The 26,385-nt window shown below is 72.5% G+C and carries 32 protein-coding genes, 1 tRNA gene and 1 pseudogene; 20 read left to right on the plus strand and 14 right to left on the minus strand.

The window, feature by feature from the left end; all coding sequences use genetic code 11:
• Nucleotides 1-12: 12 nt before the first annotated feature.
• From MVA48_RS14715 to MVA48_RS24265, 3 genes and pseudogenes are all read left to right on the plus strand, one after another.
• Nucleotides 13-411 carry a DUF5946 family protein gene (locus MVA48_RS14715; RefSeq protein ID WP_246981446.1) on the plus strand — a complete coding sequence of 133 codons (399 nt, stop codon included), beginning with the start codon at nucleotides 13-15 and terminating at the stop codon, nucleotides 409-411.
• Between the two features lie 13 nt (nucleotides 412-424).
• Nucleotides 425-1,153, plus strand: a complete 729-nt coding sequence (locus MVA48_RS14720; protein WP_246981448.1) for a TetR/AcrR family transcriptional regulator — start codon at nucleotides 425-427, stop codon at nucleotides 1,151-1,153.
• A 284-nt stretch (nucleotides 1,154-1,437) separates the two neighbouring features.
• Nucleotides 1,438-1,488 (plus strand): annotated as a pseudogene (locus tag MVA48_RS24265) (hypothetical protein); the annotation flags it as partial.
• Nucleotides 1,489-1,736: 248 nt separating this feature from the next.
• Here the strand turns inward: MVA48_RS24265 and MVA48_RS14730 are convergent.
• The 7 genes from MVA48_RS14730 to MVA48_RS14760 form a co-directional block, all read right to left on the minus strand.
• Nucleotides 1,737-1,877, minus strand: coding sequence for a hypothetical protein (locus MVA48_RS14730; protein ID WP_246981450.1), 141 nt, complete (start codon nucleotides 1,875-1,877; stop codon nucleotides 1,737-1,739).
• Nucleotides 1,878-2,083: 206 nt separating this feature from the next.
• A complete protein-coding gene (locus MVA48_RS14735; protein ID WP_246981451.1) occupies nucleotides 2,084-2,530 on the minus strand; it encodes a TetR-like C-terminal domain-containing protein in 447 nt (148 codons plus the stop codon).
• Entirely contained in the window at nucleotides 2,485-2,694 is a 210-nt protein-coding gene (locus MVA48_RS14740; protein ID WP_246981452.1) for a hypothetical protein, read from the minus strand. The genes MVA48_RS14735 and MVA48_RS14740 overlap by 46 nt, the downstream gene beginning before the upstream one ends.
• 125 nt (nucleotides 2,695-2,819) lie before the next feature.
• Entirely contained in the window at nucleotides 2,820-3,152 is a 333-nt protein-coding gene (locus MVA48_RS14745) for a hypothetical protein (protein ID WP_246981453.1), read from the minus strand.
• Between the two features lie 41 nt (nucleotides 3,153-3,193).
• On the minus strand, nucleotides 3,194-4,084 hold the full coding sequence (locus tag MVA48_RS14750) for a 1,4-dihydroxy-2-naphthoyl-CoA synthase (RefSeq protein ID WP_246981454.1): 891 nt from the start codon (nucleotides 4,082-4,084) through the stop codon (nucleotides 3,194-3,196).
• Between the two features lie 27 nt (nucleotides 4,085-4,111).
• Nucleotides 4,112-4,711, minus strand: a complete 600-nt coding sequence (locus MVA48_RS14755; RefSeq protein ID WP_246981455.1) for a hypothetical protein — start codon at nucleotides 4,709-4,711, stop codon at nucleotides 4,112-4,114.
• A gap of 204 nt (nucleotides 4,712-4,915) precedes the next feature.
• The gene (locus MVA48_RS14760; protein ID WP_246981456.1) at nucleotides 4,916-5,392 is read right to left on the minus strand and encodes an NUDIX domain-containing protein; all 477 of its coding nucleotides are present in this window, start codon (nucleotides 5,390-5,392) and stop codon (nucleotides 4,916-4,918) included.
• A 61-nt stretch (nucleotides 5,393-5,453) separates the two neighbouring features.
• Between MVA48_RS14760 and MVA48_RS14765 the strand changes: the two genes are divergently transcribed.
• From MVA48_RS14765 to MVA48_RS14800, 8 genes are all read left to right on the plus strand, one after another.
• The gene (locus tag MVA48_RS14765; protein WP_246981457.1) at nucleotides 5,454-5,912 is read left to right on the plus strand and encodes a MaoC family dehydratase; all 459 of its coding nucleotides are present in this window, start codon (nucleotides 5,454-5,456) and stop codon (nucleotides 5,910-5,912) included.
• Nucleotides 5,913-5,915: 3 nt separating this feature from the next.
• Nucleotides 5,916-6,488: a TIGR00730 family Rossman fold protein gene (locus MVA48_RS14770; RefSeq protein WP_246981458.1), complete on the plus strand. Its 573-nt coding sequence runs from the start codon at nucleotides 5,916-5,918 to the stop codon at nucleotides 6,486-6,488.
• Between the two features lie 105 nt (nucleotides 6,489-6,593).
• Nucleotides 6,594-7,499 carry an alpha/beta fold hydrolase gene (locus MVA48_RS14775; protein WP_246981459.1) on the plus strand — a complete coding sequence of 302 codons (906 nt, stop codon included), beginning with the start codon at nucleotides 6,594-6,596 and terminating at the stop codon, nucleotides 7,497-7,499.
• Between the two features lie 19 nt (nucleotides 7,500-7,518).
• Complete coding sequence (locus tag MVA48_RS14780) at nucleotides 7,519-8,634, plus strand: NAD(P)/FAD-dependent oxidoreductase (protein WP_246981460.1); 1,116 nt, start codon at nucleotides 7,519-7,521, stop codon at nucleotides 8,632-8,634.
• Between the two features lie 153 nt (nucleotides 8,635-8,787).
• On the plus strand, nucleotides 8,788-9,357 hold the full coding sequence (locus MVA48_RS14785) for a hypothetical protein (RefSeq protein WP_246981461.1): 570 nt from the start codon (nucleotides 8,788-8,790) through the stop codon (nucleotides 9,355-9,357).
• Nucleotides 9,358-9,598: 241 nt separating this feature from the next.
• The gene (locus MVA48_RS14790) at nucleotides 9,599-10,516 is read left to right on the plus strand and encodes a PH domain-containing protein (RefSeq protein WP_246981462.1); all 918 of its coding nucleotides are present in this window, start codon (nucleotides 9,599-9,601) and stop codon (nucleotides 10,514-10,516) included.
• A gap of 401 nt (nucleotides 10,517-10,917) precedes the next feature.
• A complete protein-coding gene (locus tag MVA48_RS14795) occupies nucleotides 10,918-11,463 on the plus strand; it encodes a hypothetical protein (RefSeq protein ID WP_246981463.1) in 546 nt (181 codons plus the stop codon).
• A gap of 138 nt (nucleotides 11,464-11,601) precedes the next feature.
• Entirely contained in the window at nucleotides 11,602-11,763 is a 162-nt protein-coding gene (locus MVA48_RS14800) for a hypothetical protein (RefSeq protein WP_246981464.1), read from the plus strand.
• Here MVA48_RS14800 and MVA48_RS14805 read toward each other — a convergent pair.
• Nucleotides 11,723-11,953, minus strand: a complete 231-nt coding sequence (locus MVA48_RS14805) for a hypothetical protein (RefSeq protein ID WP_246981465.1) — start codon at nucleotides 11,951-11,953, stop codon at nucleotides 11,723-11,725. The two genes, MVA48_RS14800 and MVA48_RS14805, sit on opposite strands and share 41 nt — an antisense overlap.
• Before the next feature lie 125 nt (nucleotides 11,954-12,078).
• On the opposite strand from MVA48_RS14805, the gene MVA48_RS14810 reads away from it, so the two are divergent.
• The 9 genes from MVA48_RS14810 to MVA48_RS14850 all read left to right on the plus strand — a co-directional run bounded on the left by MVA48_RS14810 (nucleotide 12,079) and on the right by MVA48_RS14850 (nucleotide 17,831).
• Nucleotides 12,079-12,612 carry a helix-turn-helix transcriptional regulator gene (locus MVA48_RS14810; protein ID WP_246981466.1) on the plus strand — a complete coding sequence of 178 codons (534 nt, stop codon included), beginning with the start codon at nucleotides 12,079-12,081 and terminating at the stop codon, nucleotides 12,610-12,612.
• An 82-nt stretch (nucleotides 12,613-12,694) separates the two neighbouring features.
• On the plus strand, nucleotides 12,695-12,937 hold the full coding sequence (locus MVA48_RS14815; protein WP_246981467.1) for a hypothetical protein: 243 nt from the start codon (nucleotides 12,695-12,697) through the stop codon (nucleotides 12,935-12,937).
• On the plus strand, nucleotides 12,931-13,182 hold the full coding sequence (locus tag MVA48_RS14820) for a DUF7669 domain-containing protein (RefSeq protein WP_246981468.1): 252 nt from the start codon (nucleotides 12,931-12,933) through the stop codon (nucleotides 13,180-13,182). Before MVA48_RS14815 ends, MVA48_RS14820 begins: the two co-directional genes overlap by 7 nt.
• A 146-nt stretch (nucleotides 13,183-13,328) precedes the next feature.
• A complete protein-coding gene (locus MVA48_RS14825; RefSeq protein WP_246981469.1) occupies nucleotides 13,329-14,501 on the plus strand; it encodes a hypothetical protein in 1,173 nt (390 codons plus the stop codon).
• A gap of 53 nt (nucleotides 14,502-14,554) precedes the next feature.
• Nucleotides 14,555-14,866 carry a hypothetical protein gene (locus MVA48_RS14830; RefSeq protein WP_246981470.1) on the plus strand — a complete coding sequence of 104 codons (312 nt, stop codon included), beginning with the start codon at nucleotides 14,555-14,557 and terminating at the stop codon, nucleotides 14,864-14,866.
• Nucleotides 14,863-15,567 carry a hypothetical protein gene (locus MVA48_RS14835; RefSeq protein ID WP_246981471.1) on the plus strand — a complete coding sequence of 235 codons (705 nt, stop codon included), beginning with the start codon at nucleotides 14,863-14,865 and terminating at the stop codon, nucleotides 15,565-15,567. The genes MVA48_RS14830 and MVA48_RS14835 overlap by 4 nt, the downstream gene beginning before the upstream one ends.
• 161 nt (nucleotides 15,568-15,728) lie before the next feature.
• Complete coding sequence (locus MVA48_RS14840; protein WP_246981472.1) at nucleotides 15,729-16,343, plus strand: hypothetical protein; 615 nt, start codon at nucleotides 15,729-15,731, stop codon at nucleotides 16,341-16,343.
• Between the two features lie 107 nt (nucleotides 16,344-16,450).
• Nucleotides 16,451-17,449, plus strand: a complete 999-nt coding sequence (locus MVA48_RS14845; RefSeq protein WP_246981473.1) for a hypothetical protein — start codon at nucleotides 16,451-16,453, stop codon at nucleotides 17,447-17,449.
• 292 nt (nucleotides 17,450-17,741) lie between these two features.
• Nucleotides 17,742-17,831: transfer RNA gene (locus MVA48_RS14850), tRNA-Ser, on the plus strand.
• Between the two features lie 93 nt (nucleotides 17,832-17,924).
• Here MVA48_RS14850 and MVA48_RS14855 read toward each other — a convergent pair.
• The 6 genes from MVA48_RS14855 to MVA48_RS14880 form a co-directional block, all read right to left on the minus strand.
• Nucleotides 17,925-19,097: a helix-turn-helix domain-containing protein gene (locus MVA48_RS14855; RefSeq protein WP_246981474.1), complete on the minus strand. Its 1,173-nt coding sequence runs from the start codon at nucleotides 19,095-19,097 to the stop codon at nucleotides 17,925-17,927.
• Nucleotides 19,094-19,939, minus strand: a complete 846-nt coding sequence (locus tag MVA48_RS14860; RefSeq protein WP_246981475.1) for a hypothetical protein — start codon at nucleotides 19,937-19,939, stop codon at nucleotides 19,094-19,096. The genes MVA48_RS14855 and MVA48_RS14860 overlap by 4 nt, the downstream gene beginning before the upstream one ends.
• Before the next feature lie 153 nt (nucleotides 19,940-20,092).
• Nucleotides 20,093-20,878 (minus strand): phospholipase D-like domain-containing protein, encoded by a 786-nt coding sequence (locus MVA48_RS14865; RefSeq protein WP_246981476.1) that lies wholly within the window; start codon nucleotides 20,876-20,878, stop codon nucleotides 20,093-20,095.
• 5 nt (nucleotides 20,879-20,883) lie between these two features.
• Complete coding sequence (locus MVA48_RS14870; protein ID WP_246981477.1) at nucleotides 20,884-21,777, minus strand: hypothetical protein; 894 nt, start codon at nucleotides 21,775-21,777, stop codon at nucleotides 20,884-20,886.
• A 41-nt stretch (nucleotides 21,778-21,818) separates the two neighbouring features.
• The gene (locus MVA48_RS14875) at nucleotides 21,819-22,688 is read right to left on the minus strand and encodes a hypothetical protein (RefSeq protein ID WP_246981478.1); all 870 of its coding nucleotides are present in this window, start codon (nucleotides 22,686-22,688) and stop codon (nucleotides 21,819-21,821) included.
• A 2-nt stretch (nucleotides 22,689-22,690) separates the two neighbouring features.
• Entirely contained in the window at nucleotides 22,691-26,359 is a 3,669-nt protein-coding gene (locus MVA48_RS14880) for a helicase-related protein (protein WP_246981479.1), read from the minus strand.
• Between the last annotated feature and the right edge of the window lie 26 nt (nucleotides 26,360-26,385).

A 26,385-nucleotide genomic window follows, 5' to 3' on the forward strand; every position in this document is an offset into this window, starting at 1 on the left:
ACGATCGGGGAGATGCCTGCCCATCCGCCCCCCGACCCGGCGGAGACCTGCCCCGGTTGCGGCTCCGTCCTCGCCCCGGTTCCCGGAGCTCCGAGCGCCCACCCGAGAGCCTCGCCGTCGTGCACGCGGCTGTTCGAGGTGACCGTCGGCGGCCTCCGCGAGGAGGCCGGTGCCGACCCCGGGACGGCGGCGGTGCTGCGCCGGGCCGAAGCGGCCTACGCCGCGCAGCACCGGGTGCCCGGGGAGAGCGACCCCCGCCCGCCCGCCGTCTGGCGGACGACGATCGCGGACGTCGCCGCCGACCTCGACGTCATCGACCTCGTCGTGCTGATCGACGCGTGGGCCCGGGCGGTCGAGGAGGACTGGTCCGCTGCGGTGACCGTGGGTGCTCAACCGCCCTACTTTCAGTAGTTAGACTGCAGCGGTGAGCGAAACGGGGGACCGGCGGGCACGCAAGAAAGCAGAGACACGGGCCCGGATCTGCCGGGTGGCGCACGCATTGTTCGCCGCCCAGGGCTTCGAGTCGGTCACCATTGCCGACATCGCCCGCGAAGCCGACGTGGCCGTGCAGACGGTGTTCAACCACTTCGCGACCAAGGAGGAGCTCTTCTTCGAGGGCCGGGCGGACTGGGTCGGCGGCGCGGCGGCCGCCGTCCGCAACCGGCCGGCGGGCGTGCCGACCCTGAGCGCGCTGCGCGAGCACCTCATCCAGTCGGTGCGCGACTACCTGGCCGCCGTCGGGTCGCCGGAGCACTGCGGCGTCGTCGCCACGCTCGAGGCGTCGCCGGCCCTCTCGGCCTACGAGCGCGAACTGCACCACGAGTCGGTGCGCCTGCTGAGCGAGGCACTGCGCGAGGCCAGCGAGGAGGACCCCACGCTCGCGCCGATCACCCGGACGGGCCTCGCGCCCGACGTCGTCGCCTCGCTGACCGCGGGGGTCTGGATGGCCGCCGTCCGCGCGCTGCTCGTCCAGCACCGCAGCCGGCTGGTCGGCACGGGCGCCGAGGACGCGACCCGCGCCGCCGTCGAGCGGTTCGCCGAGCAGGTGCTGACCCAGTTCGAGGGCATGACCCCCGACTCCATGGCGCCCGACTCCATGGCAGCGGGGACCACGGTGACCGGCTGGCCGACCGGAGTGCGCCGCGTCGGCTGAGCGCCGGGCCGCGCGACGCGCCGGAACAGGATCGTCCCCCACCACGCGCCGGACGAGCCCTCCCCGGCCGGCCTCGATCGCCGACGGGCCCCCGACCTCGGCGTCCGGCCGTCCGGGGGTCGTGGCGTGAGCGGGATCGGTCCGCCACAGCGAGCGGTCGCGCTCGCGTTGACCCGACAGTAACTACAACTGGTAGCTATGCTCTGACGGTGGGTGACTTGAAAGACCGGCGGGCGCGCAAGAAGGCGCAGACGCGTGAGGCGATCCGCACGGTCGCGCACCAGATGTTCGCCGAGCAGCACTTCTCGCAGGTGACGATCGCCGACATCGCCCGCCGGGCCGACGTCGCCGTCCAGACCGTCTTCAACCACTTCCCGACCAAGGAAGAGCTGTTCTTCGACGGGCGCACCCCGTGGGTGGCCGGACCGGCCGACTCCGTGCGCGACCGCCCGGCGTCCGTGCCGCCGCTGACCGCGCTGCGCGAGTACCTCGTGACGACGATCGGCGAGCTGGTCGCCACGATCAGCGAGCCGCAGCGACGCTGCTACGTCCGGACGGTCGAGGCGTCGGACTCGCTGCGGGTCTACGAGCGGGAACTGGTCCACGAGACCGAGATCCGGCTGCGCGCGGCGCTGGCCGAGGCCTGGACGGCGAGCGACGGGCCCGGCGCGCCCGCCGATCCCGAGACGGCCGCCGCCCTGGTCGCCGCCTCGTGGCTGTCCACCGCGCGCACGATGGTGGTGCTCCAGCGAACCCTGATCGAGCAGGGCGCCGATCCCGCCGAGCGCGCGGCCGAGGTGTCGGCACTGGCCGACGCCACGTTCCGGCAGTTCGCGGCGGGTGTCGAGGTCGTGCACTGCGGCGAGGCCGCCCCGGCAGCGGCGGCGGCCGCTGGCCACGACAGGAGATGCGCTGCGCCGGCTGAGCCCCTCAGACGGTCGCGGGTTCCGAGCGGGCGCCGCGCATCCCGGGCGCCGCGATGGGCAGCAGGACGTCGTCGACCACCCGCTGCACCTGCTCGGCGAGCATCGCGCCGTCGCCGGCCGCGGTGTACCGCTGCCACCAGAAGGCCTCGAGCACCGAGCCCAGCAGCGCCAGCCGCCCGTCGTCGACCGGCTCACCGCGACGCTCGGCACGACGACCGAGCTCCGCGACCACCTCGGCCAGCGGCCGGACCAGCGCCGCGTCCAGTCCCGCCCGGAGCTCCTCCTCGTGGCGGGCGGCGCCCACGAGGCTCGCCACCGCCTTCTCCTCGCGGTCCAGGGGGCGGGTCCAGTGCTGGACGAGGGTCGCGAGGTCGGCCCGCAGCGAACCGCCGTCCTCGGGTGCGGTCACCAGGCGGAAGCGGCTGACCGCGTGGCGGGCCAGGGCGGCCATCGTCGGCCACCGCCGGTAGATGCCCGCCTTGCCGCCCGGGCGCGTGCGGCGATGCGGTCGCTGTTCAGCCGCCCCCAGCCCTCCTCGGCGAGGATGTCGGTGGCCACCGAGAGCAGCTGCTCCGACAGCTCGGCACTGAGTGGGCGCCCGGGGGTGCCACTCATGAAGAGATTCCGTGACCCGAGGTCATATGCACCGCGACATCCTGGCGTGTCGGTGGAGCGACCACAATGACCGATTGCCTACAACAGAAACTTCTTCGGGCGAAGGGCCGAAGGTCCCGGGCCGGTCAGGCCCCGGCGGCGCTCTCCACGGGCACCCGGATGCTGGCGCCGTCCTCCGACAGCCACCCCTGGCTGCGGGCCCGGGCGACCATCTGGTCCCAGCGGCTCGCCCAGTCGGGGGCGCTGGCCCGCGGCTCGGCCGCCGCCCGCAGCGCCGCGGCGTCGAGGAACGCGACGTCGGCGTCCTGCAGCCTCCCCAGGCCGGCCCGCTCGAGCACCTCGGCGGCCTCCTCGTCGGTGACCTCGCCCAGCGCCAGGTGCAGCGCGGTGAGGTTGTCCACGTCGACCACACGAGCCTGGGGGCGCTCCTCGCGGCCCCCCACCACCTCGACGATCACGGCGTCTCCCTCCTGTTGGAGCTTTCTGTACCGAAAGCGGCTCAGACGTGCCACGGGAAGCGGGAGAAATCCGGGTCCCGCTTTTCCAGGAACGCGTCCCGGCCCTCCACGGCCTCCTCGGCCATGTACGCCAGCCGCGTCGTCTCGCCCGCGAACAGCTGCTGCCCCACCAGCCCGTCGTCGATCAGGTTGAAGGAGTACTTCAGCATCCGCTGGGCGGTCGGGCTCTTGGCCACGATCTTCCTGCCCCACTCCAGGGCGGTGCGCTCCAGCTCCGCATGGGGGACGACGCGGTTCACCATGCCCATCGCGTGCGCGTCGGCGGCCGAGTACTCCTCGCCCAGGAAGAAGATCTCGCGGGCGAACTTCTGGCCGACCTGGCGGGCGAGGTAGGCCGAGCCGAAGCCGCCGTCGAAGCTGCCGACGTCGGCGTCGGTCTGCTTGAACCGGGCGTGCTCGGCACTGGCCAGGGTGAGGTCGGAGACGACGTGCAGGCTGTGCCCGCCCCCCGCCGCCCACCCGGGGACGACGCAGACGACCACCTTCGGCATGAAGCGGATCAGCCGCTGCGCCTCGAGCACGTGCAGCCGGCCGCTGCTGCGCCCCTTCTCGTGCTCGTAGCCGTACCTGCCCCGCACCCGCTGGTCGCCGCCGGAGCAGAACGCCCACCCGCCGTCCTTGGGGCTGGGCCCGTTGCCGGTGAGGAGCACGCAGCCGACGTCGGTGGACAGCCGGGCGTGCTCGAGCGCGGTGATCAGCTCGTCGACGGTCTGCGGCCGGAAGGCGTTGCGCACCTCGGGCCGGTCGAACGCGATGCGGACGACGCCGGCGTCCACCGCCCGGTGGTAGGTGAGGTCGGCGAAGTCGAATCCCTCGACCGGCTGCCAGGCGGAGCTGTCGAAGATCTCGGAGACGTCGTCACGGGCACTCATGGGACCGAACCTATTGGGGCCTGCGCGTCACGAACCCAGCAGCCCACCCACGGGGTCCTCCACCACCTCGCCGACCTTCGGCAACGGCACCTTCGGCAGGTTCTCGCACAGGCAGTCACCGTCGGGCTCCGGCTGGGGCTCCGGCTGGGGCTCCGGCTGGGGCTTCGGTTGAGGCTTCGGCTGGGGGGCCGGGTCCTGCGCCGGTGGCTGCTGCTGCGGGGGCTGCTGCGCCGGCGGCTGGGAGCCGCCTCCGCCGCTCGGCGTTCCACCGGTGCCGCCGGTCCCACCGCTGGGAGCACCCTCGGTGCCGCGGGTGCCGGCCAGCGTGCCATCGGTGCCGGTGGCGCTGCCCGCCGAACCGGCCGTGCCCGCGCCACCTGCCCCTGCGGCACCCGCCGGGGCCGAGCCGGCGTCGGCTGCCGTGCTGCCGTCGCCGGGTCGGGCCGGCGACGTCGACGCCGACGTGTTCAGCGCCGCACCGCCGCGGCCACCCTCGTCGTCGGTGCCACCGTCGTCCTCACCGGTGAAGACCCCTTCGGGGTCGTCGCCGGCCGAGCCGTTGCCCGTCGTGCCTCCGCTGAGGAACAGGGCGATGGGCACCGCGACCAGCAGGGCGCCGCAGAGCATCGCCAGCGCCAGGAAGATCCGGGGGCGTCGGCGGTCGGTGACGGCATGACGAGCTTCACCGGTGCCCAGTTCGCCGCGGGTGGCGGTCCCTGAGGCGCGGTGCCGGGGGCGGCGGGAGATGGCCGGCTCCTTAGTGGTGCGAAGTGCGTGATTCGACGTGACCGCCTACCCACGGAGCGCAGCCTCATGCCGCGCCGCGCCGAACTACTTCGCCGAGTTCTCCAGCATCGGCCGCAGCCGGGAGAGCGACGCCGCCAGCCCCGGATGCAGGTCGACCCCGTCGAGTCCGGCCAGCGGCAGCCACGCCACCCCGTCGCTCTCGCCGTCCAGCCTCAAGTCGGCCGCCTCGATCGGCCGGGCCGGCCGGGCCAGCACGGTCGTGTACGCCCAGCCGCCGTGGTCGTCGACCGACCGCGCACCGAGGACGACGTCGGCCGCGGTGAGCCCGAGCTCCTCGCGGACCTCGCGGAGCGCGCCGTCCGCCGGCGACTCGCCGTGGTGCAGGGCGCCGCCCGGCGTACCCCAGGTGCCGCCGTGGTGCGACCACCAGGCCCGGTGCTGGAGCAGCACCTCGGGGCCGTCCTCGCCGTCCCGGTGGAGCAGCAGCCCGGCGGCGCCGGCGCGCCCCCAGTGCCGGTGGCCCTGGCCGCAGATCGTCCAGCCGTCGGTCGAAGCGAGCACCCGACCAGTGAACCCGGTCCATCGCGCGTGTGCCCGCGACGGGCGACGTAGGTTGGCGGGCATGACCACCACCACGACCATGGCCGAGGTCCCCGGACTCGTCGGCCAGGAGCTCGGCAGCAGCGACTGGCACGAGGTCACCCAGGAGCACGTGAACCAGTTCGCCGAGGCGACCGGCGACCACCAGTGGATCCACGTCGACGTCGAGCGCGCCAAGGCCGAGAGCCCGTTCGGCGGCCCGATCGCCCACGGCTACCTCACCCTGTCGCTGCTCGCGCCCCTCTCGGCGCAGGTCCTCGTGGTGACCGACACGGTCATGGGCGTCAACTACGGCCTGAACAAGGTGCGCTTCCCCGCCCCCGTGCCGGTCGGCTCCAAGGTGCGGCTCTCGGCGTCGCTCAAGGACGTGCAGGAGATCGCCGGCGGGCTGCAGCTCACCCTGTCCTGCAGCATCGAGCGCGAGGGCGGCGACAAGCCGGTCTGCATCGCCGAGCCGGTCTACCGCTACTACGGCGGCTGAGGGGTGCGGGTCGCCGTCTTCACCGGGTCGCACGCCGGCCCGCCGGCGCACGCGGCCGCCGCCCGGGCGTTCGCGACCGACCTCGCGACCGCCGGCGTCGGCATCGTCTACGGCGGCGGGCACGTCGGCATGATGGGCACCGTCGCCGACGCCGCCCTGGCCGCGGGCGGCGAGGTGGTCGGGGTCATCCCGCAGCACCTGGTCGACGACGAGGTGGCCCACCCCGGCCTGCCCCGCCTCGAGGTCGTGCAGACGATGCACGAGCGCAAGGCGGTCATGGCCGACCTCTCCGACGCCTTCGTCGCGCTGCCCGGCGCCGCCGGGACGCTCGAGGAGCTGTTCGAGGCCTGGACCTGGGGCATGCTCGGGCTGCACGCCAAGCCGACCCTGCTCCTGGACGTCGACGGCTTCTGGCAGCCGCTGCTCGCCCAGCTGCGGCGCATGGTCGACGACGGCTACCTCGACCGGGTCCGGCTGGACTCCCTGGGCGTGGTGCAGGACGCCGCCGGGCTGCTGTCGTTCGTCGCGGCCTACGAGCACCCTCCGCGCAAGTGGACGGCGGCACCGCGCGCCTGAGCGCCGCCCGTGCCGGACTCGCAGCGCGCGCCCCGGGCCGAAACGAGACGTGAACGGCCCCTCCGACGGTCAACCGCGCGGCCCAGGTCGTGATCCACTGGGCGCGTGCCGCCCTCTCAGATCGCCGACAGCCGGGTCGTCCACGGGCACCGGCGCGCGTTCATCCGCGCCGGTGAGGGGCCGGCGCTGCTGCTGCTGCACGGCATCGGGAACACCTGCCAGACCTGGGCCGGGGTGATCGACCGGCTCGCCGAGTCGCACACGGTCATCGCGCCGGACCTGCTGGGGCACGGCGCCTCGGACAAGCCGCGCGGCGACTACTCGATCGCGGCCTACGCCAACAGCATGCGCGACCTGCTCACCGTCCTCGACATCGAGCAGGCGACCGTCGTCGGGCACTCGCTCGGCGGCGGTGTCGCGCTGCAGTTCGCCTACCAGTTCCCCGAGCGCTGCCAGCGGATCGCGCTGGTCGGCAGCGGCGGGCTGGGGCCGGAGCTGTCCGCCGGGCTGCGCGCGGCGACGCTGCCCGGAGCCGAGCTGGTGCTCGCCGCGCTGACCAGCGTCTCGGGCCCGCTGCGCAGCGGCCTGCAGGTGCTCGAGCGGATCGGGCAGGTCGGCGGCTGGAAGCGGGTCGGCGATCTCGCCGAGGCCGGTGACGCCCTGCTGGGGCTCAAGGACGTCGAGGCGCGCCGGGCGTTCCTGCGCACCCTGCGCGGTGCGGTCGACGCGCGCGGCCAGGCGGTCACCGCGCTCGACAAGCTGTACCTCGCCGACGCCGTCCCCCTGCTGGTCGTCTGGGGCAGCCGCGACCCCATCGTCCCGGCGCGGCACGCCGAGACCGTGCGGGCGGAGGTGCCCGGCGCCCGCATCGAGGTGTTCGAGGGCGCCGGGCACTGGCCGCACCTCGACGAGCCGGAGCGGTTCGCGTCGCTGCTGCTGGACTTCATCGCGACGACCGAGCCCGCGTCGCACGACCTGGACAGCTGGCGGCGGCTGCTGTCGCGGTCCTAGCCGCATAGCGTTCCGGGGCGTGGAGCACTGGGACGTCGTCGTGGTCGGCGGAGGGCCGGCCGGTGCCGCGTCGGCCGCGGCCGCCCGGCGCGCCGACCCCGCCGCCCGGGTCCTCGTCCTCGACCGGTCGGACTTCCCCCGCGACAAGGTCTGCGGCGACGGGATCGCGCCCGAGGCGCTCGACGTCCTGGCCGGGCTGGGCGTCGACACCGCCGCGCTGGTCGACGGCTACCCCCCGGTGCCGCGGCTGCGGCTGCGCTCCCCCGGCGGGACGACGGTCGAGCGGGCCATGCACCGCCCGGCCCTCGTCGTGCCGCGCCAGGTGTTCGACGCCCGGCTGCTCACGGCGGTGGTCGCCGGCGGTGTGGCGCTGCGCCGGCACACGGTGCGCCGGATCGAGGTGCAGGCGGGCCGGGTGGTGGTGGACGGCGCGCTCACCGCGGGCGTCCTCATCGGGGCGGACGGCGCGGAGTCCGTCGTCCGGCGCGCGATCGGCCTCGCACCCAACCGGGCACGGCACACCGCCATCGCGATCCGCGGGTACGCGCCCGAGCCGGCCGGGCTGGCGGGCGTCCAGGCCATCCTGACCACCGAGCAGCGCTGGCCGGCCTACGCCTGGTCGTTCCCGCTGGGCGACGGGCGGGCCAACGTGGGCTACGGCGAGCTCGTCTCCGGCGGGGTCAACCGGGCCGGGCTGCTGGCCGGCCTCGAGCGGCTGCTCCCCGGCGTCGCGCCGGCCGAGCTGCGGGCGCACCGGCTGCCCCTGTCGACCGGCCGGCCGCGGCAGCCCGACGGACGGGTGCTGCTCGTCGGCGACGCGGCGTCGCTGATCAACCCGCTGACCGGCGAGGGCATCTTCTACGCCGTCCTCTCCGGTGCACTGGCCGGGGCGGCCGCGGTGCGCGGCGGCGACGCGGGTGCGGCGTACCGGGCCGCGCTGGACGCCCGGCTGGGCCGGCACCTGCGGCACTCCGCCGCGGCGTCAGGGGTCAGCCGCTGGACCCGGGTGATGGACGCCGCGTTCCGGGCGGCGGCGGGCGACCAGCGGGTGTTCGACGACGTCGTCGCCCTCGGCCTCGCCGACGGCCGGCTCACCGCCCGCACGCTGGCCGCCGCGGTTCGCCGCCTCCGCTGACCGCGTCCCCCCGTTCCCCCGACCCCCGCTTTCGGTACAGAAAGCGGGCGCTCCGACCCCGCTTTCTGTACCGAAAGCGGGGACCTGGAACTTCATCGGCCGTTCAGCGAGAGGGACACGCCGCCGTCATCGGCCCCATCGACCCTGGGGACCATGACCGAGGCACCTCCCCGTACCCCCGTCGTCCCCCTGCCCCGCGCACCGGTCCGCTCCCCGGGGCGCGCCGACCCCGCCACCCAGCAGCGCCATCGGCTGCACTTCACGGCGGCGATGGCCGCGATCCGGGTGCGCGCCGCACTGCCCGTCGGCGGCGGCGGCCGGCGCCAGGTCTGGCAGGTCTGCAGCGCCGCGCGGCTGCTCACCTCCCTGGGCATCCGGGTGAGCGTCGTCCAGCCGGGTCTGCCCTGGCCGCGGTACCGGACCCAGCGGCTGCAGGTGAACAACCAGGCCGGGCTGCTCGGCGACCTCGCGCTGCTCACCGCCGTCCCGCGCTCGGCGGCCGGCTGGTCCGAGGTGGCCGACCGCGTCCTCCCCGCGGGGAGCCCACTCCGAGCAGCCGGCAGCGAGGACGCCGTCACCTGCCCCGTGTCGATCGCCTACCGGACCGCCGCGGGACCGCTGGACATCCCGCCCCGCACCCTCGCCGAGGTCGTGGCGCTCAACGGGCTCGTGCTCGAGGTCCGGCTGCTCGACGCGGTCGCCGACGTCGGCCGTGCGGCCTGACCTGCCACCCGGCGGCCTGGTCCGCCGGGTCCGCGGCAGCTGGTCGCGCACTCCGGCGCCGACCGGAAGATGCCCATCACGAACGGCGGACGACGGATCGCTGCGCCGCTCTGCCGCCCTCCCCTAGGCACCCGGCCGTTTTCGACGAGGTTCCGCTGGGGTGGCCGCGCTCTCGAGGCCCCCGTATCCGGGCGGTCGCTGGCATCCTCCTGCCGGTACCTGCGACGGAGGAGGACCCCCGATGGCGGACGCGAGCTGGCTGCCCGACCCGACCGGTGTGCACGAGCTGCGCTACTGGAACGGCAGCACCTGGACCGAGCACGTCTCGGACCAGGGGACGACGGGTCAGGACCCGCTCACCGCGGAGCTGCCGCCACCCGCCGCCGCCTTCCCACCGCCGCCGGCACCCCCGCCCGGCGCCGCACCGGCCGCTGCTCCCGCGGGCAAGGTGAGCTGGAAGGACCGGCTCAAGCAGGTCGCCGACCAGGGCAAGCAGCTGGCCGACCAGGGCAAGCAGAAGCTCGCCGAGCAGCAGGCCAAGCGCACCGAGCAGTGGGCCAACGACCCCAGCACCCTGTGGTTCGGCGAGAGCAAGAACGCCGCGACGTCGGCGGCCGGGGTGTCCAAGGCGCGCTACCGGATCACCAAGGACCGGATCTGGATCGAGAGCGGCCTGCTGGGCACCCGCACCGAGAGCGTGCCGCTGTGGGCGATCCGCGACATGGACATCCGACAGGCGGTGTGGCAACGCGGCAACGACGTCGGGGACGTCGTCCTCAATCTCGAGGACCCGGCCTACGGGGCGCAGCAGGACATGTTCAACCTGACCGGCGCGCCCGAGCAGGGGCACACCAGCGGGCAGGTCGTGCTCGACAACATCGAGCACCCGCACCAGGTCTACGACCTCCTGGCGCCGCTGGTCAGCGAGGCGCGGCACAAGAAGACGATGGAGCGGCAGTCGACGTACGTGCACAACATGACGCCGGGCATGCCGTACGGGGCGCCGCCGATGCCGACCCCGCCGGTGCCGCCACCCGCCCCTGCTCCACCGCAGAACGACATGGTCGAGCAGCTCAGGAAGCTGGGCGAGCTGCGCGACGCCGGGATCCTCACCGAGGAGGAGTTCGCCGCCCAGAAGGCGAAGATCCTCGGCGGCTGACCCCCGTGATCATCGGCAAGTGGCGGTTCCCTGCGGCGTGCCGGGCAGCCACTTGCCGATGATCAACGCGGATTCGCGCGCGTGGTGCCACCACAACGGCGGAGGGCGTGGGATTCGAACCCACGAGGAGCTGTGAACTCCTAGCGGTTTTCAAGACCGCTGTCATTCGCATCTCCACTGATTCACGGCACCTCGCGAGCCGGTGCGATGACGGTGCCACAGACTCCTGACCTGCGCAGTCACCGGTACGGGCGACGCGGCGCCGCCCGGGCCACCGGCCCCTCGACATGGGTCCGTCCGTAGGCCCATCCGTACGGAGGAAGCGTACGAAGGCGCTCGGACAACGCATGATCGTTGCCCCGGCGTCGGGAGCGGCGGCTGCGCCCGTTTGGATGGTGGGCGTGGCCGAGGACTACCCGACGTGGCTGTACTACCCGAACCGTGCACAGCCTCCGGCGTGGGTCGAGACGTTCATCGAAGTGGTCCGCGATCAGCGGCCGGCCATCGAGTCCGCAAAGGTCGACCACCTGACCAGTGACGCGGTGCTGAGCCACCTGGCGCCGGGGTTGGCCGCCGCGGGCTACGTAGTCGAGACGGGCAAGAAGCGGGGCCAGAAGGTCAGGCGGCCGGTGCTGTTCGGTGAGCAGGGCAGACCGCGCGTCACCTACGAGGTGGACGCGGTCCACGACGAGCTCGGCATCGTGGTCGAGGTCGAGGCCGGCCGGGGCGCACGTGGGAATGCGATCTACCGGGACCTCATCAGGACCTCCCTGATCGTGGACGTGAAGTACCTGGCCCTGGGGGTGATGTCGGAGTACCGCCATCTCTCCGGCGGCCGGAAGATGGCTGTCCGGAGCTTCCAGGAGGCGCGGGACCAGGTGGACGCGATCTACGCCAGCGGACAGCTCCACCTGCCGTTCGAGGGGCTACTCCTCTTCGGGTACTGAGGCTGCTGGCGTCGTCCTGGCCGTCGTCTTCTCCGCCCGACTGCCGACGCGACGATGACCTGCTCGTCGTCCGCCGGCCGCTGGCCGGCATCCACGTCGACTACGTCGAGACGCGAAAGGCGATGGAGCCCGAAGACGATGGATCGGCACCGCATGGCGGGGAACTTCGCCCTGGTCGACTTCGAGCACTACGACATCGCCACGTTGACCGGCCTGGACCGCGGCGAGCACACCGGCTCCGGCCCGGACACCTTCAACTTCATCCCCCGTCCGCCGCGCTGGAGCTGGCCCCCAGGATGACCACCACCACGACCGCCGCACCCGCGACCGCGGAGGACCCGAGGAAGGTCTGCTTCGCGATCCGCGCCAGGGTCGGGTCGTTCGCCCTCGGGGCCATCGCGGAGCAGACCTTCCCAACAGCCGTCAGCACCGTCTTGAGCTCCCGGAGCGGGTCGACCTGGCCACTGGCCCCGATGTTGTCGATCGTCATGCTCGTACACTCCAACAAGTGATGGATTTGTCCTGACGATCCGCAAGCTAGCTAACACGAACCGGCGACGCAACAAGCTCTGACCGGTCGTGACTGCTCGGCACCTGTTGGGGTATCCTCGCCGCGTGGACGACGGCGGAGCGCGCGACGAGATCGGGGAGCCTTCTCCCCTCGTGGATCTGCGCGTGGGGCCGGGTGAGCCCGGCAACGCCCAGTTCGGAGAGTTGCTGGAGCGCCTGCGTTGGAAGGCAGGCCTATCGCGGGCCGATGCGGCCGACAAGCTCGGGCTCACTTCCGAGTACCTCCGCCTCCTCGAGGTCGGCAAGCGCGTTCCCGCCCTCGGGCAGATGCGCCGCTTCCTGAGCGTGTACGGCGCGAACGGGGCGGTCGAGCAGATCTCGCCGCAGGGATACCGGCAGGACTTGATCGTCTTCGACCCGCTTCACGGCGAGGACGGCGAGCCCACCATCGTCGAGTTCACCAGCCGGATCCGCGAAGCACGCCGCCGCGCGCTCGGCGGCCCTCCGGATGAGGAGGATCGGGACGATGACACCGCCCGGCGTGCGGCCGAGGTCGGCACGATCGTGTTCCTCCTGACTCGAGCGGACGACGGCACGCTCCGGAAGATCCGCCAGTTGCTGGAGGCCCGGATCGACTGAGGTGCGCGTCCTGGTCCGGATCGATCGGCTCGCAGGGCTAGCTGTAGTAGTTCATGACGTTGTGCACATTCAAGGAGACTCGATGATCAGCGACGAGGCGCCCGACGAGGCCGAGCGGGCCGAGGGAAAGACCGCGTATGACGTCGTCCGGGCCTGGCTGGAACGGCACGTGCCCGACCGGTTCGACAACTCCCGCGAGGACAAGCGGGTGTGGCTGGACTGGGCGGCCCAGAACTTCCTCGCCGACCCGGAGATCCGCCAGCACCTCGTTCCCCCGTGTCGCCAACGTCCTGACACAACACAGCTAGCCTGCTGCGGATGCTGACCTGCCGCGACGAGATTCTGGCCGCGCTGCCACCGCTCGCCAGGAAGAGTCGGGACGGCACATTCACGGCGGACGAAGTCGTCGCGGCCCTGTCGAGCACCGGAACCCGGTACTCCGAGAGCACGATCCGTACTCACGTCACCTCCCGAATGTGCGCCAACGCGCCGGATCACCACGCGCGGACGTTCGATGATCTGGAGCGCGTGGACCGGGGCCGATACCGCCTGCGGCGTCCACAGCACTGAGAGGCGACGCTGGGCCACCGCACTCGGTCACCCGAGGCGCCTCCCGGCCCTCGACCCCCGGCCGATGCTGAGCGACAGAGGGACGGACAACAAGTGATCATGGGAACGCCGGGAGAGAAGGGCAGCCGACGTCGATGCCGCCGCTCATGATCGGGCCCGACTGGAGTACCGCTGCGGCACCGGTGATCGACGCCGGCCGCTTCCCCCTGGGCGTCGAGAGCGCCACGCTCGGCAACGCAAGGCGGTTGGTGCCGTTGGTGAACTCGGGCACCGCCCACGCCCGGTACTACCTGCTGCACGCCGCACTGGCCGCCGCACACCGCGTCCAGCCCGGAGATCGCTCCGCGATGGAGACGGCCCGGCAGCACGTGCGCCGAGCGGAAGTCGTCCTCGCCGCCGCGACACTCCGTCACGCGCAGTCCGACCCGGCCGAGCACGACGCGGTCCCGCCCTACCAGGACCCCCACGGAGCGAGAGTCGTCGCTCCGGCTCTCGCCAGTGGCACCGTCGACGTCGGCAAGCTCGCCGCGAAGTACTCGGTGCAGACGAACGGCTTCCTCGCCGTCTACCGGGGCGCAGAGATCGAATCAGGGCTGCTCGACCGGCGGAACGGGTCCCTCCTCCCCGGGACCGTCGCGTTGCCCGAGTCCGGACTCGAGGGCGTCCGTGCGATCCTCGCAGCCGCCGACAACACCAGCCTCACCCTCGCCCAGCTCGACGAGCTGCTCCCCGCGGCATGTCTGTGCCAGGTGCGCCGGGGCGACGAGGCGGCCCAGCTGGCACGCCTGTTGCTCGGCCATCCCGGCGATGACGGATCGGACGTGTCGAAAGAGGTCCGGCGAGCGCGCCGCAGGACGGCGGCCACCGCCAGGTTGTTGCTGCACTCGCTGAACGGCCGCGACCCCGGCAGTGACCCCACCGAGGCCATGGCCGAGCTCTGCTACGGCGAACTGGACGCCGTCGCCGCCCTCGGCGATCCCGATCTGGTGGGCTGGGCAGAGCTCTGGCGGGGTGCTCTTCTGCGGAACGCGAGTGTCACCGCCTGGCGGTGGCTGTGGTGGTGGCTCACCGAGCAGCTCCGCCAGCAGCCACAGAGCCGGGCAGCTCTGGCCTCCGCCCTCGCCGATGCCCTCGTGGAGGCCGCGGGTGGCGACGGCCCGGCGGTGGATCTCCTCAACGAACAGCTCCCCCTCGCAAGGACGGGCAGCGACTGCTCAACGCCGAGGACTCGCTGCTGTACCCGAACGGCGGCGAGAGCGTCGAGCCGTGGGACTTCCTTCGAGCACTCCTCCTGGGAGCGCACCGGCTCCACGACCTGACAGGTCCCGCGCTGACCGCGTTCCTCGAGCACGGGGAGCTCGGCCCGACGTACGTGCGTGACTGGCTGGCGTCGTCGTCACACCTATCCGTCTCCGAGCTCGGCCGCGACCTCGCCGGACGACTGCTGCGTCAGGCCGAGGAAATCAGTCGCCGCCGCATCCGCTGGGAGGCCGGGCAGCTGCGGATGCCGACCCGGCTGCGGGAGATCGGAGAGGTCCTCGATCTTGCCGGCGCGGAAGGCTTCATCGCGCCGGCGCTCCGGCTCGAGCGCCTCCGCCAGATCCTCGCAGAACTCGGCTACCTCACCGAAGTGGACGGGGCCCTGGCACCGGGCGAACCCGCGGCGCAGCGGTGGGCGGCATGATCGGCCACTGGAGCGACCACCTCCCGCCCGGGAGCGCCCCGCCGTGGCTGCTCCGTTCCCGGGCGGTGCAGGCGGAGGAAGTCCTCGTCCTCAGCTACACCGCCGACCTGCGCTTCTTCGAACGTGTCTGCCTCCCGGAGGCCCGCGCCGTCGGCGCCAGGGTCACCGTGGTCCACGACGTCGCGGCCGACCTGGTCCCTGCCGAGGACCTCCACCACGTCGGCGTGCACTACACCGACGTTCCTGTGCGTTGCCGCTCCGACGGCGAGTTTCACCCCAAGCTGCTGATCGCCATCGCCGCCGACCGGGCCCTGGTCGCGATCGGCTCCGGCAACGCCACCGCCAGCGGCTGGCACCACAACGGGGAGCTGTGGACGACGCTCGCTGCCGACGTCGCGGACTGGCCGGCCACATTCCACGACCTCGCCGGTTGGTTGCGGGCGCTCCCCGACCACCTGTACATCGACGACTTCGGTCGCGAGCGGATGGAAGCAGCCGCCGCCGCGTTGTCCCGCCATCCCGCGCAGACGGAAGGCCCCCGGCTCGTCCACAACCTGGACGTACCCATCGCTCATCAACTGCCGAGCTCCACAGGAGCGGTGAGCAGGCTCACCGTCGCCAGTCCCTTCCTGGACGAGAAGGCGGTCGCGCTGCGGCACGTGACCGAGCACTTCTCCCCGAGGAGGCGACGCTCGCGCTGACGGACAACGCCGACGCCGACGCGGACGCACTCGCCGCCTGGGCCGAGCGCCCGGGCGCGGCCATCCATGCCATCGACTCCGAGCGGTACTTCCACGGGAAGCTCGTCCAGTGGACCGACGACGCCGAAACCCACGCCCTGGTCGGAAGCGCGAACGTCACGGTGGCCGCCCTGCTCAGGACGACAGGACAGCACCACGGCAACTGCGAGCTCGGCCTGCTCTGCGACCTCGAGGCGGCCGACCTGACGCCACCGCTCGGCGACGAGCTCACGGCCTCCGACGAGATCGCCAGCGTGCTGACCGACGCGCCCCCGCCGCCCGATCGGGACGCGCACACCCCACGACTGCTCCGCGTGCTGCTCTCAGGGCCGGGCGTCCTGGTCACCGTCGTCGCCGACAGCAGCGACCGAGTGACCGCCGTAGTGACCGCCACCGGTGAGCGCTACCCGCTCACGCTCGTGGGGAGCACCGGTCGCGTACACCAGTTCACCGGGTCCGCGGATCTCCTCGTAGGGGCGGTCTGCTACGTGGAGCTGACGGACGGCTCCCGACTCGGCCCGGTACGTCCGACCGACCCGGTCACCGTCACCGCCCGTCCGGGAACCAGCAGCCCGCTCGAGGGCGCCCGCCTCACCCAGGTGCTGTCTGACCCCCGGCTCAGCGAGCGGCTGTTCCAGGCCCTCGCGGACCTGGCCGCGGCCCGTCCCGAGGATCCGCCCCAGCAGGGGGCGGTGCTGCAGGCCGGCCCGCAAGGTGGCGCCGCACCGCGGAGCTAGTCGTCGGCTCCGCCCTGGTCAATCTCGCCCTGGGTCGGGCTGGCTCCGACGTCGATCCGACGGACGACGGCGATGCCACCACTGTCGACGTCGATCCCGGTGATGCGGTGTCCGAGGTCGGAGAAGACGACGACGCCACCAGCCTGTTCGACGACGATGACGATGAGGTCGACACCGGGATTCTCGACCCCCTCGACGCGACCGGCGACCCGGTCAGCGCGCTGATCGCGGACAGCGTCACAGCCGGCCGACTCGCCCGCGCGATCGACAAGCGGCTGACCGACACCGAGGGGTGGAGCCTGGTCGCGCTGCTGGCACTGCTGCGCGTCACCCTGATCGTCGCGGCGGGCGGCGGGTGGCCCGACCGGCTGGATGCGGCCGACGCCGTCGCGGACGTCCTCGACCGGGTACTGCAGGCGCCGCCCACTGCGGACGAGGACGTGGAAGCGTCGCGTCGAGCCGCCGTTCTGGTCGCGCTGGCCGTCGTCGCCACGGCGGTCGAGCGGTGGGACGAACCGGACGATCCGTTTGCCGCCGACTTCGAGCGCTACCGATCGCGGGCCGCCCTCATCGCTTCCGAGGTCGACGCGGAGCGGGTCGCGCACTACGCGGCCGACCTGGACATCGGCTTCGGCTCGATGTTGACCGCCGACTCGGTGCTCGATTCGGCGTCGTTCCTACTGACCTCTACGGCGGTCGAGCGGGCCGCCGAGGCATTGACCCTGGACTACCCCGGCCTCCGAGTGGCGGCCCCGCGGTTGTTGCGCATCCCGACGGCGACGAACCCGTACACAGCCGCGATGCGCCTGCTGACCCGGGCGGCCCATCTAGCCCCCATAGCCGTGCACGCCGGAGGGCCAATGGGCGAGGTCTACGCCGCCTGGCGTCCGAAGGCGCTGGTCCTGCAACGCGGCTCCGCCGTCGGGACGCCCACGGCCGGCGGTGTCCACCACCTCGTCGTAGGGCCCGGCGCCCACACGACGACCACGCCGCGGTCGGCGTCTCGGAAGTGGCACGGTCCGTTGCCGACTGATCTCGCGTTGGAGCTTGCCGACGCCGGCTTGCTCACGCGGCAACCTGCCGATTCCAAGCACTCTGGCGCCTAGGCCTGGGTCAGCCGATTGCGCCGCGGCGGGTAGCAGCAGGAGGCGTGGGAGAGCAGACCGAAGCGACTGCGGGCGAGCTCAGGAACTGCTGCACGACGGCTGCCCACGGGGACGCCGCAGTGCAGGTCTGTTGACCTTCCGAAGCGGTGCCGTCTCACCATGTCCGGTCATCGCCGGGTCGTGTGCCTCGAGGGCTTCCTTCGGACACGTGGACCGATGCGGATGCGCTGCCCGTACACCGCCCGGACTTGCCTGAGATGATGCGCGTACGACCGCGGTCGACCGCGGCGTTGGAGGGTTCGCATAGCGGCCGAGTGCAGGCGCCTTGAAAGCGCCCGGTGGGTCAGACCACCCGTGGGTTCGAATCCCACACCCTCCGCCACGCCGGGACCGGCCCCCGACATGCACACGTGCGGCCCTGTGACGCCAGAGCCTCCCGTCCAAGCCGGTTCGCGGGATGCTCGACGGCGCCTGCTCAGACCAGCCGGAGTTCCGGCCGCGGATCGTCGTCCCCCAGCAGCAGGCGCAGCCGGGGCATCGGGAGGTGGAGCTCGTCGGCCAGCTCGCGCAAGGTGAGGCCGTGCTGTTCCGCGAGTTGGAAGGCGCGGCGCAGCAGAACCGGGCGCTCGCCGGGGTACCCCTCGACCGGTTCCTTCCGGAACAGACCGAGCTGGCGGAGCTGGTTGAGCCGCTGGAACGCCCGCCGGTAGGCGGCGTCGGAGATGACGTTGACCTCGCGGCAGCGGTAGACCAGCGAGTCGACGCCCACCCCCCACTCCCGGCTCAGCCCGTCGAGGGCGTGCAGGTCCATCCGCGTGGGCAGCTGTGGCACTACGGACTCGCGGGGGGTGAGCAGTTCGGCCGCGAACGCGTGGGCCTCCTTCTCCTGCACTGGATCGCCCGGGTTGCTGTCGTGGTGCAGCAGCAGATGCCCAAGTTCGTGCGCGGCGGTGAAGCGGTGGCGGTAGACGTCGTCGGCCCGGTCGGGGGTGAGCACGACCACCGGTCGCGGCAGCTGGGAGGTGGAGAAGGCGTCGACCTTCTTCGTCTCCGTGCCGGCGAAGGGCACCAGGGTCACGATCAGCCCGTGGGCCTCCATAACACGCACCAGGTGCGGGATCGGTTCCCGGCCCAGCCCCCAGTGATCGCGTAGCACCCGGGCGGCGGCGGCGGGATCGGCCGGCACTGCGCCGGCGTCCACCTCTCCGCCGGAGAAGCCCGGCAGGTCCACCGGGGGCAGCTGGATCCGCTTCTCCAGCGCGTGGGTGAGCTCCCACACCTGCTCGGTGAAGGCGATCGCCTTCGCGCGCTGCGCTGCGGGGGTGGACCGCAGGCTGCGGAAGTGCGCCGCGGCCGCGTCCAGGCGGGCGTAGGGCCGCCCGGCCGCCAGGAAGCCTGGGGACACGCCCAGCACCTCGGCGACCCGCGCCAGGTGATCCAGCCGGGGGGTGGTTCCGGTCTCCCACTGTCCGACGGCGGCCGGCGACACCCCCAGCTCGTCGGCGACCGCCCGCTTGGTCAGCCCAGCCAGCCGGCGTGCCTGGGTCAGCCGTGCCGGGTCGAACGCGTCAGCGACGGCCTGCAGGCGGGCGGACTCCGTCCCGGCCGGGTGCGGGTCGACCAGGCGCAGCTGCTCGGGTGGCTTCACGACCGCCCGTCCTCGTCACCGGCCTGCCCCACCTCCGGCTGCGCCTCGCTCAGCGGCGCCGAGACGGGCCTGGGCCGGGCGGTCAGGCCGAGGTCCTCGTTGAGGGGCGCGGCGTCGAAGCGGCCCACCCGGGAGCCGGCAGCGGGGTCGACGGACCGCAGGGGCGTCGCGGCCGGCACCGGCAGTCCGGTGGCCCGCAGCTCCGCAACGGGCAACGTCTCCCAGGAGTGCCAGAAGACGTGACCGGTGTCCTCGCTGATCAGCTCCGCGTCGCCCCAGCCGAGTTCGAACAGGCCGTCGGTCGGGTTGCTGCCGAAGGCGACCGTGACGACCTGGCCGAAGCTCGCCAGCTGGGCGGAGATCTCCTGCTCCTCCGCCAGCTGCGCCTCCAGCTGGTCGTCGTCGAGCGTGCTTTGCTCGAGCACCAGCTGGGTCACCGCCTGCGCGCCGGCGCCCAGGCTGAGGAGGGTCTTGCGCAGATCCGACACCGGCGTGGGCATCCGGGCATCGACTCGCCGCGTCGCGCGGGTGTTGGAGAAGCGCCACGGCATCAAGACGACGGACACGTCCTCCACCACGACGTAGGGGAACCGGCTCTTCACTCCGGTAGGCTTGCGGGCGACCACGCCGGGCACGTCCACCGTGGCGGCGATCAGCTGCTCGTGCTGGGTGACCATGAGGGTCGACCCGTAGGCGTCGTTGGTGCTCAGCTCGCCGCCGAGATGAGCCAGCAAGGCCAGGCGGTGCGCCTCCTGGATGCCTGCGGTGACCGCCTGCCCCAGGTCGGCGGCCACAGCCCCGAAGCGCCGCTGCGCCCACTCGCCTGCCTTGTAGAAGCCCACGGGGCCCTCCTCGTCGCTTGCCCTTTGCTCGGCCGGTGCACCGTATCACTTCAGTTTCGTGCAGCAAGTGCGCGAACTGCGTGTCGAACGAGAAGCGGTCGCCGTGTCGGCATGAACGCGGCCGAGTACGTCACCCGCCACGCTCAGCCACTACTAGGCCGGCTGCTCCGCGCTGAACAATCGCTCCTCTTCGAGTGCGACGAGCAGGGAGAGCAGCGACTGGGCCTGCGCCGCCGTGAGGGCGACCCCCACCTCGAGGTGCTCGGCGAGGCCCAGGGAGGTCAGGTTGGCGCTCCCGAAGTAGCCGGTACTGCCGTCGGCGACGACGAACTTCGCGTGCATCAGGCTGGGGCTGCCCCCGACCCACCACCGTTCGTGCACGACGCCGTGACACCTGGCCTCGGCGAGCATCTCCCCGACGACCTGCAGGTGCCCGGACTCGTGCGGATGCAGGTAGAAGGTGACGGGGACGTGACGGGTGGCGAGGGCAGGGATGACCACCGGCCGCAGGCGCTCCCAGCCGCCGGCGTTCCAGAACGGCCCGCCGATGTGCAGCGTCGAGTTCGCCCGCGCGACGACGTCGTTGACCAGCAGGTCCAGGCGCTGGGCAACGCCGACCAGCTGCTGAGCGGCCCGCGGCACAGTGAAGACCAGCGGGTTCTCCCGGACCGCGGCCGGCTGGGCCGGCGGCACCGCGGCCAGGGTGTCGAGCACGAGGACCATCTGGGCCAGGCGGACACGATCGACGGTGCCGTCGGTGCGGAGCAGCCTGACCGTCGTCGCCTTGCCCCGGAGCATCTGGGCGGCGTCGCCGCGGACCCCGAGGCTCGCGAACGCGGCGGCACCGCGTTGGCCGAGCTCGTCGGTCCACGCGAGCGCGGCCGCGTATCCACCGGCGAGGTCGGCAAGAGCGGTGGCGAGCGGAACGAGGTCGCGCACGACGGTCAGCGTCGGGACACCGCGAGCACGTCGCGGGAGAGCAGGTAGTCGTAGAGGACCTTGCGGTCGAGCGCCTCGTTGAACAGTCGGCACCCGAACGTGAGGTAGGCGCAGCGCTCGCACGACCGGGGGTCGCGCTGGTAGCAGATCGGGTCGTTCTCGCAGTGAACGGTGCGGTCGACGACGGAGTTCAGCCAGCTCAGCGACCGGTCGTTGAGCAGCGTCCACAGCGACCCGAGCGTGAAGTCCTTCAGCGTGTTGGCGTAGATGGCGAAGGTGAGCGTCTCCGGGACCAGCCACTCGGCGAGACTGGCCTCGGCGAAGCCCACCTGCCCGTCATCGAGGCCGCGCAGCAGCAGGTGGCTGAGGGTATGCACGAGGACGCGGATGGTGCCGGCCGCAGCCGCGTGGGCGCCCTCGTCCGCGAAGATCTCGAGCAGCTGGTGGCGCGCCTCGTCCTCGGTCGCCGGCGCTGCCGTGAGCTCACCGCGCTGGTGCAGGAAGCTGAGCACCTCGCGAGCGGACAGGGTCACCAACAGCGCCTCTGTCGAGCTCGCGACGGCGTACGCGGGGTACTTGCCGTCGTGCTGCCGCTGGTGCCGGAACCCGCGGATGGCACCCTCGCCGGGCTGGTGCCGCTCCCGGGTGTAGCCGAAGGCGACCTTCGCGATCGGGAACTCCCAAGTGACCGCGAGTTCCGCGATGCCCATGCGGGCGGCGAGATCGGAAGCGGCCTGCATGGCGTCCGCCTGCAGGGTCCGGCCAGCCTGGCGAGCGCGGTCGAGCTGCTCGGTCAGCGTGATCCGTCGGACCTCATTGCGGTCGAACACGGCGGCGCGCTCGTAGACCGGGCGCTGCGTCGCCACCGTCTCCAGCACCGCGGCCGACACGCCTCCCATGGCCGCGAGCCCGGTGTCGACCGGCCCCTTCGTCCGCTTGATCAGCGCGATGTCCTCGGGGGCAGCCCCATGTCCTCGTACGCCGCCTGGCGGGCCTCCCACTCCTCGGGCGTCATCCGGTCGGTGTCGGTACGAGTGTCGGCCTCGTTCATGCCCTCCTTGAGGGTGCTGATCAGGCCGAGGTAGTGCGCGACCGCGATCTGTCCGCGGGCCGGGTGACGCTGGTAGGTCTGGAAGGTCGAGGAGTCGATGTTGACCAGGTCGATGGAGTGCGCGTGGTACGCCCGCGAGTCGTCCAGGGTGTGGGCGCGCATCCGGACGACCTTGTCGGGGCCCGGCCACTTGCGGCAGTTGCACGGCGACATGTTGGTGCGCTGGACGACGCCGCCGTTGCACCCGGCGCCGTGGCAGCGCCACGTGGCGGTGAGGAAGCTGCCGGTGTTGTCGAACGACAGGTCGTCGTAGCCGTGGACGGCACAGCGGGGCACGTAGATCTGCTTGGTCTGCCCGCAGTTGTGGGCGTTGTAGAACCGCAGCTGCTGCAGCGGCCCGTCGCAGCGCTTGCACCGTGGTGACTTGGCGATGTCCTCGAAGGTGCGGAACGTGCGGACCCGGCCGCACGAGGGGCGGGCGCACTCGAACGTCAGCGGGAACAGCTCCCACTTGACCTGCTCGGGCCGGATGAGCCGGTACTCCTTGATGCGCATGTCGCGCGGAAGGGGCAGGTCGTGGCGGTCCTCCTCGGGCCACTGCTCGAGGTAGCGCGCGATCTCGTCGAAGATGACCGCCTCATTGAGGTCGGTCAGCCGGCTGCCGTCGACGGTGACGACCCGCCCGTACACCCGGTCCTCATGCCGGAACACCGCACCGGGCAGGTAGCTGTAGAGCACCTGACTGTGGCTGCGCAGCATCGTCACTCCTCGTTGCCGGCGCTGGCGCCAGCGTTGCTGTGGTCGGTGAGGGAGCCGGTGACGGCCTCGAACGCGTCGCGGCTGGGGAACCAGACGCCGAACTGGGCCGGCTCGTCGATGTCGCGGAAGTTCGACAGCGGCGGCAGATTGAACAGACCGTCGGTGCGGCGTTCCTGCGCCGGGATGCCCAGCGAGTGGTACTCCGTGTTCGCCCAGCGGTCGAGTGCTCGGTCGGCGAGCTCACGCTCCATGCCGGGGTCGTTGACGCCGACGATCGGGGTCTCGTAGCAGCGTCGCAGCCGGTCGCGGATCTGCTGGTCGATCGCCGTCCGGTGTGCGTTCCACCAGGCCTGGAAGTCCTTCGCGTACCGCACGCCGACGGTGGGGGCGCCGAGGGACGGATCCCGGGCGAGGTCGTGCAGCAGCGCGAGCACGATGCCGGGGACGGTGCGGTCGGCCACGAAGAACGCGTACTTGTTGACCGGCACGGGGGTGACCATCTGGTCGAGGAACCGGTGGTAGCTGGCGAAGTTGCTGAACAGGGACTGTTCCCGCCGGGAGAAGGTGTCGTAGACGGTGACGACGAGCCCGGCGTGGGTGCGGCCGGACCGCGCGGTGACCTGGATGTAGTCCGCCGCCGTCGTCGGCATGCCGGCAACGACCAGGACGTTGAGCCGGTCCAGGTCGACCCCGTGGCTGACCACAGAGGTCCCGACGAGCGCGCGCAGCCGAAGGGCTCGGTCGAGGCTGGGCTTCTCGTCCTGCACCCGGGAGATGGCCTCGGCGAGGTCGGAGATCGACACCTGACCGGTGAGGACGACGCGTTGTACGGCGCCGTGACCCTCGTTGTCGAGCGCGTCAGACAGCGCCCGCAGCTCCTCCTCGAGCTTCGACCCGTGGGCCTTGCTGTTGACGTAGCCGAGGCACACCTCGTAGTCGAACAGCAGGTCCAGGACCGAGTCGCGCGTGGGAGGCGCGTCCCACAGGGTCGGGTCGATGCCCAGGGTGGCCACCGGATCGGAGTCGTCCTCCAGCTCGGTCACCGCGCGTAGCAGCTCCGACTGGACGATCGCCGCGACGTCGGCCTTGCGCCGGTAGTGCGGCAGAACGCCGACGAACGTGCGCCGCACGTCCGGTGTCGTCTGGATGTAGAAGCTGCGGTCGCGCTCGTACCCGGCTGCCGGGAACGCGCGGGGGATGCGACCGTAGATCTGCCGGAGCTGGTCCTCGAACTGCTCGATCGTCGCCGACGCGGCGAGCACCTTGGTCGGCAGCCCGGAGGGCCCCCCACGCTGCAGCTCGGCGATCAGCCCCTCGTAGTGGCCGCTGAACGCACCCAGCTCCTCCTTGAGCAGGTGCATCTCGTCCTGCACCGTGAGGGCCGGCACGGGATCCTTCACCGGCCGGGCGGTCGGCAGGGCGCCCTTCCCGGGTGGGCACAGCTCCGCGCCGACGAGGCAGGTGCCCGCGACGGGGAAGCTGAAGTAGCCGTGCTTCGGGCACCGGTAGGCCGGTCCGTGGCTGAACGAGGTGTACTCGCCGAACCAGGTGTAGCCGGTGAGCTTGTCCACGGTGGAGATGACCACCGCGGGCAGGTAGCGGTACACCTCCTCGTCGGTCATGTACAGCGGCAGCGCGCGGTCGCACGCGGTGCACTGGTGCACCAGACGGACCGCGTCGACGTCGAGGACCAGGATGATCTTCTCCTGCCCGCAGTAGGGGCAGCGGGTGATCAGCCGGTCGTTGCTGTGGTCGTCGGCGAAGGTGCCCTTCTCGGCGCGACGGGACTCGATCTCCCAGCCCTTCCACCAGCCGCGCTCCCAGCGCAGCGAGTTCGGCGTGCCCGCGGAGCCGACCAGGTAGCCGAGGGCGAACGGGTCGTCGTCCGCCGCCCCGATGCCCTCTTCCTGCCGCAGCTCCTCGGCCAGGACCAGCACGCGCAGCATCCGGTACAGCTGCTGGACCGAGAGCATCCGGAGCGGGAACCGCAGCCAGGACGTCACCCCGGCGTGCTTGCCGCGGAGCCGGTCGTAGAACAGGGCGGCGATGATGAGACCCAGGTATGCCTCCGTCTTGCCACCACCGGCGGGGAACCACAGCACGTCGACGTGGTCGAGCTCGCGGCGCATCTCGAGGTCGTCGAGCTCGCGGGCGGCGAGGGCGGGCAGGTGGGTGACGATGTAGACCAGCTGGAACAGCCGCCAGGTGTCGAACGGCTTGCCGGCGTTCGCACGGCGGAACACCTCGTTCGCGAGCCGGAACGACTCGGCGAGCCGCGGGTCGGCGACCATGGCCCGCCGTCCGAGCTTGAAGCGTCGCAGCTCGTCCCGGAACTGCTCCAGCCCCTTGAGCGCCTCGGCGTGGTGCGGCTGTCCCGCGGCGGCGTCGACGAACTGAGCGAACGCCTCGGCGTAGTCCTCCATCGCGACCTGCACCGAGGCCAGGATCGCGGTGGGGTCCTCGGCCAGCTCGGCCCACCGCGGGGCGCGGACGTGGTCGTCGCGGGGCTCGACCACGTGCTGGACGTGCGTGGGCAGGGTCTCGCTCCGGATGCCGCCGCGGTCGGTAGTCACCGCCACGCACCCAGTGCCGCGCCCGTAGACCTCCGCGAGGTCGGCGAGCCGGTAGTCATCGGGCGCGAGGGCGAAGCGCTGAGGGACGATTCGGGTGTCGCCGGCCGGGTGGACGGCCAGCTGGCAGTCGTAGACCGACAGATCCTGCAGGGTGCGCTCGGTGAGCTCCGTCCGGTTGCGGACGGCGACGCTGACCAGGTACTCGTCGTCGCCGAGCGGCTGCGCGAAGGCCGTCACCTCGAGGTCGGGGTACCGGGGGGCCCAGGCGGTGTTGAGTGCGGCCTGGACGGCGGCGGCGAACGTCGCCTCGTCCGCCAGCGCGGCGCGGGGCAGCTCGTTGCGCTTGCCGGTGAACGGCCGCATGGCGGTGGGGCCCGCGTAGTGCGCGTCGATCAGCGGCCGCGCCGCGGCGACCAGCGGCTCGTCGACGGTGACCACGGATCCGTCCAGAGGGACCGCGATCCGGAGCGGTTCGAGGGTGACGTCGTGCCGGCGCCAGGCGCCCAGCAGCCGGGCCTTGCGTTCGCGGCGCCGCCGCGGCCGAGGGGTCGCGCCGGCGTCACCCGGCGGTGCCGGAGACTCCCCGCCGGCGTCGCCCGCCGCCGCTGACACCTCCGTGCCTGCGCCGCCCTCCGCAGCAGAAGTCGCCTGCGCCCCGCCGTCGGCCGACGCAGCCTCCGCCGCCGCGGTGGCGGGTTCGGTGGCTAAGTACCGTCGCTGCTCGTCGAGCGTCGCGATCTCCTCGAGGTAGAGCGCGAACGCCAGGTCGACGTCGAGGGTGATCGCATCGAGCCCGGCCGCCCGCACCCGGAAGTCGAGGCCGAGCGACGGAATCTCGCCGGTCGGCGTGGTGGCGGTCTCGGCCGGCGCGGTGGCGCTGGTGTCCGCGTCCGGGTCGCCGCCGGCCGCGTCCTCACCGGTGGCGACCGGTGCCGGCTGCACCCGAATGGGGTCGAGCACGCCGAGCAGGACGTGCTGCTTCGGCTCCCACGGCGGCGCGTGCCGGCCGCCGGCCCGGTCGGCGAGCGCGACGGCGAGCCGGTCGATGAGCCAGTCAACGACGGCCGCCTCCCGGCGGTTGCGGCTGGAGGCGTCCATGGGTGCTGACGGTCGCCGCCACGCAG

Source organism: Blastococcus sp. PRF04-17 (assembly GCF_023016265.1).
GTDB lineage: Bacteria > Actinomycetota > Actinomycetes > Mycobacteriales > Geodermatophilaceae > Blastococcus_B.

Bases quoted from the DNA above. Each gene is read 5' to 3' on its own strand.
- MVA48_RS14715 (WP_246981446.1), top strand. From the start codon at position 13: ATGCCTGCCCATCCGCCCCCCGACCCGGCGGAGACCTGCCCCGGTTGC.
- MVA48_RS14735 (WP_246981451.1), bottom strand. From the start codon at position 2,530: ATGGCCGCCCTGGCCCGCCACGCGGTCAGCCGCTTCCGCCTGGTGACC.
- MVA48_RS14740 (WP_246981452.1), bottom strand. From the start codon at position 2,694: ATGAGTGGCACCCCCGGGCGCCCACTCAGTGCCGAGCTGTCGGAGCAG.
- MVA48_RS14750 (WP_246981454.1), bottom strand. From the start codon at position 4,084: ATGAGTGCCCGTGACGACGTCTCCGAGATCTTCGACAGCTCCGCCTGG.
- MVA48_RS14755 (WP_246981455.1), bottom strand. From the start codon at position 4,711: ATGCTCTGCGGCGCCCTGCTGGTCGCGGTGCCCATCGCCCTGTTCCTC.
- MVA48_RS14765 (WP_246981457.1), top strand. From the start codon at position 5,454: ATGACCACCACCACGACCATGGCCGAGGTCCCCGGACTCGTCGGCCAG.
- MVA48_RS14785 (WP_246981461.1), top strand. From the start codon at position 8,788: ATGACCGAGGCACCTCCCCGTACCCCCGTCGTCCCCCTGCCCCGCGCA.
- MVA48_RS14790 (WP_246981462.1), top strand. From the start codon at position 9,599: ATGGCGGACGCGAGCTGGCTGCCCGACCCGACCGGTGTGCACGAGCTG.
- MVA48_RS14800 (WP_246981464.1), top strand. From the start codon at position 11,602: ATGGATCGGCACCGCATGGCGGGGAACTTCGCCCTGGTCGACTTCGAG.
- MVA48_RS14805 (WP_246981465.1), bottom strand. From the start codon at position 11,953: ATGACGATCGACAACATCGGGGCCAGTGGCCAGGTCGACCCGCTCCGG.
- MVA48_RS14815 (WP_246981467.1), top strand. From the start codon at position 12,695: ATGATCAGCGACGAGGCGCCCGACGAGGCCGAGCGGGCCGAGGGAAAG.
- MVA48_RS14820 (WP_246981468.1), top strand. From the start codon at position 12,931: ATGCTGACCTGCCGCGACGAGATTCTGGCCGCGCTGCCACCGCTCGCC.
- MVA48_RS14825 (WP_246981469.1), top strand. From the start codon at position 13,329: ATGATCGGGCCCGACTGGAGTACCGCTGCGGCACCGGTGATCGACGCC.
- MVA48_RS14835 (WP_246981471.1), top strand. From the start codon at position 14,863: ATGATCGGCCACTGGAGCGACCACCTCCCGCCCGGGAGCGCCCCGCCG.
- MVA48_RS14870 (WP_246981477.1), bottom strand. From the start codon at position 21,777: ATGGGAGGCGTGTCGGCCGCGGTGCTGGAGACGGTGGCGACGCAGCGC.
- MVA48_RS14875 (WP_246981478.1), bottom strand. From the start codon at position 22,688: ATGCTGCGCAGCCACAGTCAGGTGCTCTACAGCTACCTGCCCGGTGCG.
- MVA48_RS14880 (WP_246981479.1), bottom strand. From the start codon at position 26,359: ATGGACGCCTCCAGCCGCAACCGCCGGGAGGCGGCCGTCGTTGACTGG.